Source organism: Methylobacterium sp. B1 (genome assembly GCF_000333255.1).
GTDB lineage: Bacteria > Pseudomonadota > Alphaproteobacteria > Rhizobiales > Beijerinckiaceae > Methylobacterium > Methylobacterium fujisawaense.
Genome location: NZ_BACT01001028.1, coordinates 1 through 4,225, shown reverse-complemented (window position 1 = coordinate 4,225; position 4,225 = coordinate 1). Strand labels below are relative to the sequence as shown.

Genomic DNA, 4,225 nt, shown 5'->3' with positions numbered 1-4,225 from the left:
AGGGTGACGCGGACCGGCCTCTGCCCGAGTGGCACCGCATACCGCTCGATCGCCTCGGCGAGGTCGTGCTTCGCCTCACGGGCCAGGAAGTCGCGGATTCGGCGCGCCACATGGGCTGCGTCGCAGGACACCGAGATGGCCGGCTCTCCGGCGACGCACTCGACCCGTACCGGACCGCTGCGGGTACCGCGCTGGAGGATCCGGTGAGGCTCGCCGCGGAGCGGCAGGCTGGCCTCAGGCTCGAAGGCCACGCGAGCCGGCACACGGGCCAGACGCGTTGCGATCCAGCCCGCATGGCTCGCAGCGAAGCGCTGTGCGGTGTTGACGGCGGTGCGGCTCGGAAGGGTGATCACCGCCTCGCCGGTGGCGGCCGAGACCCGGAGGGTGATGCGGCGCGCGGTCTCCCGCCGCCGGAGGGCAACGCGGAAACTGGCCCCCTCGTGCTGGACCTCAAGATGATCGGGATCGGGGCGACGCAGCAGCGCGAAGGGCATGCGCGACTTCTAGCTGGGCCGGACGCGCGGCTCCAGATCCCGCCGGCCCGAAGCGCCGCGGCTTCAGCCAGCGAGGGCCCGGGTCCAGACGTCGGTGTCGGGCAGGACGAGGAGAGCGGCCGCCGCCAGGGCGATCCCGTACGGGATCCCGGTCTTGGCGTCGTGCAGATGCAGTGCGAACGGCATGCGCGCAATCCGGACGGGCAGCGGATGCGTCCGCGCGAACAGGATCCCCAGCGTCAGGGCACCGCCGAACAGTGACGCCACCAGCAGGTAATCGCCGAGTCCATCGAAGCCGAGCCACAGGGCCGTGGCGGCCGCGAGCTTGGCATCGCCGCCGCCGATGACACCGAAGGCGAAGAGCGCGAAGGTGACGAGCAGAACGACCGCGCCGGCCGCGCAATGGAAGCCGATCTCGGCCCAGCTCATCGGGCCCGTCAGGGCGAGGAGCGCGAACCCCGCCACGAGGCCGAGGGAGATCCGGTTGGGGATCAGCATGGTCAGAAGATCGCTGGCGGCTGCGTACGCCATCAGGAACGGGAAGAGGATCAACAGGCCGAATCCGGCCGGGCCCAGACCTGTCAGGCCGAGGCTTGCCGTCGCTGAACCGACCATCTCGGCGCCCATTTCGTCGAAACCTGTCGCATCACCGGCCAACGATCCGACCCGGCCATCCGTCGGCCGGAATGGATCCGCGCATTACCAGACGGCCTGTGCCGCCGCGAACGAGAACGATCCCGGCCGGCCGAGCCCCCGGTCTCTCGCCGAGAGCCGGGGTGTCTCGCACCTGCCGCAGATCAGAGCCGTCTCGCTTAGTTCAGGTTGCCGGAGATCTGGCTGAACTTGCTGGTGAGGCTGGTGCCAACGGTCTTCAGCGCGGTGATGATGGCGACGGCGATCAGGGCCGCGATCATGCCGTACTCGATCGCGGTGGCGCCGGACTCGTCCGAGGCGAAGCGCGTGAACAGGGTCTTCATGGAGAGCGATCCTTCGATCAACATAGAGCGAGGCAAAACTTGCGCGATGACCGATGAAGATTTTTCTTGTCTCGATCGGCGGCCTGCACAGACTGGCGATTTCGCCTTGAAAATCGGTTAAATCGATCCCGGAGCGTCGTAAAATGCCGTCTCGTTGCGAGATTGGTGAAGGTTGGGTTTCTTCGATACGGCAGTGCGCGGACTCTTGGTCTTGCTTAGCGCTTCCTTCACCCATCCCGCGATAGCCTCGGGCTTCGGGTCGGATCTCGTCCGCTACCCGTCGTCTTGAGGAAACCCGATGCGCCGCACCCTGTCGATTGCGGGCCGAGCCGGCCTCATCGTCCTGATGACGGGCGCCACAGCCGTGGCGGGTCAGCCCGAGCTGCTGCCGGTCGTGACCGTTCTGGTGGACAATGCCAAGGTTCTCCGCCTGCCGGAGAAGACCTCGACCATCATCGTCGGGAATCCGATCATCGCCGAGGTGACGCCGCAGAAGAACGGCGTCCTCGTGCTCACCGGCAAGAGCTTCGGATCGACCAATCTCATCGCCCTCGACAACGGCGGCGCCATGATTGCCGAGACGACCATCCGGGTCGAGGCATCGCGGGACTCGACCATCACGGTCCAGCGCGGTCTCGACCGGGAATCCCTGTCCTGCACGCCGAGTTGCCAACCGTCGGTACAGCTCGGCGACTCGGCGAGCTATTTCGGCACGACCAGCGGGCAGGCCGACGCGCGCCGCAAGCTTGCGACCGGCGGCGGCGCCGGAACAGTTCCGGCGGCCGATCACTGATCGAACCGGATCCGGGAGCGAAGACGCCCGGGTGACGTCGCGGCCGATTTCGCGGGCACCACATCGCCACCCGCCGTCGATGCGGGGGCGCCCCTCAGCGCCGCTCTGGTCGGCGACGGCCTTGCGGACCATCGCCACGCGCTGAGGCTGCCCCGGCGACGGGGAGCAGCCCGTCCCGATCATGTGCCCTTGCGGAGCGGGACGGCCCGGTGGACGATGGCGCGATGGAATCCGGTCCGCTCACCTATGTCATCGGCGACATCCACGGCTGCGCCGACCTCCTCGATGCGCTGTTGGAGCGGATCGCCGACCATGCCGCCGACCGCGGCCGCCGCCTCGTCTTCCTCGGGGATTATATCGACCGCGGGCCGGACAGCGCCGCGGTTCTCCGCACCGTGAGCCGGCTGAATTGGGCCGAGCCCGAGCATGTCATCTGCCTGATGGGCAATCACGAGCGGATGCTGCTCGATGCGCTGCAGACCCCTCAGGCCGCGGAACACTGGCTCTACAACGGCGGGGAGGCGACGCTCGCCTCCTTCGGCGCCCGGGAGGCGGGCGATCTGCCACGCGACACCCTCGACTGGCTCGAAGGTCTCCCCACCCTGCATGGGGATGACGCCCGCTGGTACGTCCATGCCGGTTTCCGGCCCGGCGCGGCGATCCCGGATCCGGACGATCACAATCGGCTCTGGATCCGCGAGCCGTTCCTGGAGGGCGACCACGATTTCGGCCGCCACGTGGTCCATGGCCATACCCCCCAGCGCAACGGACGGCCCGAAATCCGCCGGTTCCGCACGAACCTCGACACCGCAGCGGTCTACGGGGGAGCCCTCACGGCAGGCGTCTTCTCCGCCGCGCAGGGCCCGGCGCTGCATTTCCTGCAGGTCCGGGCGCCGGCCTAGAGGGTTCGACGCGCGGGGACGATGGCGCACAGGATCCCGACGAGCCAGCCGCCCATCAGGACGACGCCGCCGGTGGGCGCAGCCATCGGAAAGAGCGGGCGCTGGAGCCACGTGCGCACCGAGAGGTCGCCGCAGAACAGGATCAGACCGAGGACCAGAAGCCCCGAAGCGGTCCGGGCAAGCCCGGTCCGGGCAAGGCCGGCGGTGCCGAAGCCCATGAGCGCCAGAATGGCGGGGGCGTGGAACAGCAGGAACTGCGCCGCCGTCTTCAGCGAATCGGCGCCGGGGATGTGCGCGGCGGCGGCGCTCAACGCCACACCGAGCAAGCCGGCGAGGCAGGCGAGCGCCGCGAGCGCACGATCGACACCCGCAACACTCACGCGCCGCGCTCCACGAGGAGCCTGGCGATGGCCGCACGCAGCTCCGGCACGCCGGAATCGTCCCGACTCGAGGTGAGGATCACCTGCGGATAGGCCGCCGGACGCTTGGCAAGCCCGGCCTCGATCCCGGCAATGCGGCTCGCGACTTCGCCCTTCTTGAGGGAATCCCCCTTGGTCAGCACGACCTGATAGCTCACCGCGGCCTTGTCGAGGCCGTCGAGCACATCGGTATCGATCGACTTGAAGCCGTGCCGGGCGTCGATGAGCATGAACACGCGGGCGAGGCTGGCGCGCCCCTTCAGGTAGGAATGGATCAGCCGCGTCCAGGCCTCGACCTTGGCCTTCTCGACCGCGGCGTAGCCGTAGCCGGGCATGTCGACGAGGGACAGGCGCTCGCCGATCCGGAAGAAGTTCAGCTGCTGCGTGCGCCCGGGCGTGTGCGAGGTCCGCGCCAGGGTGTTCCGCCCGGTGAGGGCATTGATCAAGCTCGATTTGCCGACGTTCGACCGTCCCGCGAAGGCGATCTCCACGCCCTCCATGGGCGGCAGCCGATCGAGCGTCTGGGCAGCCGCGTAGAAGTCGGCGGCGCCGGCAAAGAGAAGGCGGCCGGCCTCAAGAAGGTCGAACGCATCGTCGTTGGTTTCAGTCACGGCACATTGCCTGTCAGCTCTGGGGCGGC

General features: G+C 68.7%; 7 protein-coding genes. 2 read left to right on the top strand and 5 right to left on the bottom strand.

Features of this window, described 5'->3' with window-relative positions:
• The 3 genes from I53_RS28675 to I53_RS28665 all read right to left on the bottom strand — a co-directional run.
• The coding region (locus I53_RS28675) for a YgjP-like metallopeptidase domain-containing protein (protein WP_043357451.1) at nucleotides 1-494 on the bottom strand (494 nt) is incomplete at its 3' end.
• A 63-nt stretch (nucleotides 495-557) separates the two neighbouring features.
• On the bottom strand, nucleotides 558-1,109 hold the full coding sequence (locus I53_RS28670; RefSeq protein WP_051045115.1) for a prepilin peptidase: 552 nt from the start codon (nucleotides 1,107-1,109) through the stop codon (nucleotides 558-560).
• Between the two features lie 197 nt (nucleotides 1,110-1,306).
• The gene (locus I53_RS28665) at nucleotides 1,307-1,471 is read right to left on the bottom strand and encodes a Flp family type IVb pilin (RefSeq protein WP_012320434.1); all 165 of its coding nucleotides are present in this window, start codon (nucleotides 1,469-1,471) and stop codon (nucleotides 1,307-1,309) included.
• Between the two features lie 298 nt (nucleotides 1,472-1,769).
• On the opposite strand from I53_RS28665, the gene I53_RS28660 reads away from it, so the two are divergent.
• Together I53_RS28660 and I53_RS28655 are read left to right on the top strand one after the other, a co-directional pair.
• The gene (locus tag I53_RS28660) at nucleotides 1,770-2,264 is read left to right on the top strand and encodes a pilus assembly protein N-terminal domain-containing protein (protein WP_043357447.1); all 495 of its coding nucleotides are present in this window, start codon (nucleotides 1,770-1,772) and stop codon (nucleotides 2,262-2,264) included.
• 224 nt (nucleotides 2,265-2,488) lie between these two features.
• Nucleotides 2,489-3,166 carry a metallophosphoesterase family protein gene (locus I53_RS28655; protein WP_043357445.1) on the top strand — a complete coding sequence of 226 codons (678 nt, stop codon included), beginning with the start codon at nucleotides 2,489-2,491 and terminating at the stop codon, nucleotides 3,164-3,166.
• On the opposite strand, the gene I53_RS28650 is transcribed toward I53_RS28655, so the two are convergent.
• Together I53_RS28650 and yihA are read right to left on the bottom strand one after the other, a co-directional pair.
• The gene (locus tag I53_RS28650; RefSeq protein WP_043357443.1) at nucleotides 3,163-3,546 is read right to left on the bottom strand and encodes a DUF423 domain-containing protein; all 384 of its coding nucleotides are present in this window, start codon (nucleotides 3,544-3,546) and stop codon (nucleotides 3,163-3,165) included. The genes I53_RS28655 and I53_RS28650 overlap by 4 nt on opposite strands.
• A complete protein-coding gene (gene yihA, locus I53_RS28645) occupies nucleotides 3,543-4,196 on the bottom strand; it encodes a ribosome biogenesis GTP-binding protein YihA/YsxC (protein ID WP_043357441.1) in 654 nt (217 codons plus the stop codon). Before yihA ends, I53_RS28650 begins: the two co-directional genes overlap by 4 nt.
• Nucleotides 4,197-4,225 lie beyond the last annotated feature (29 nt).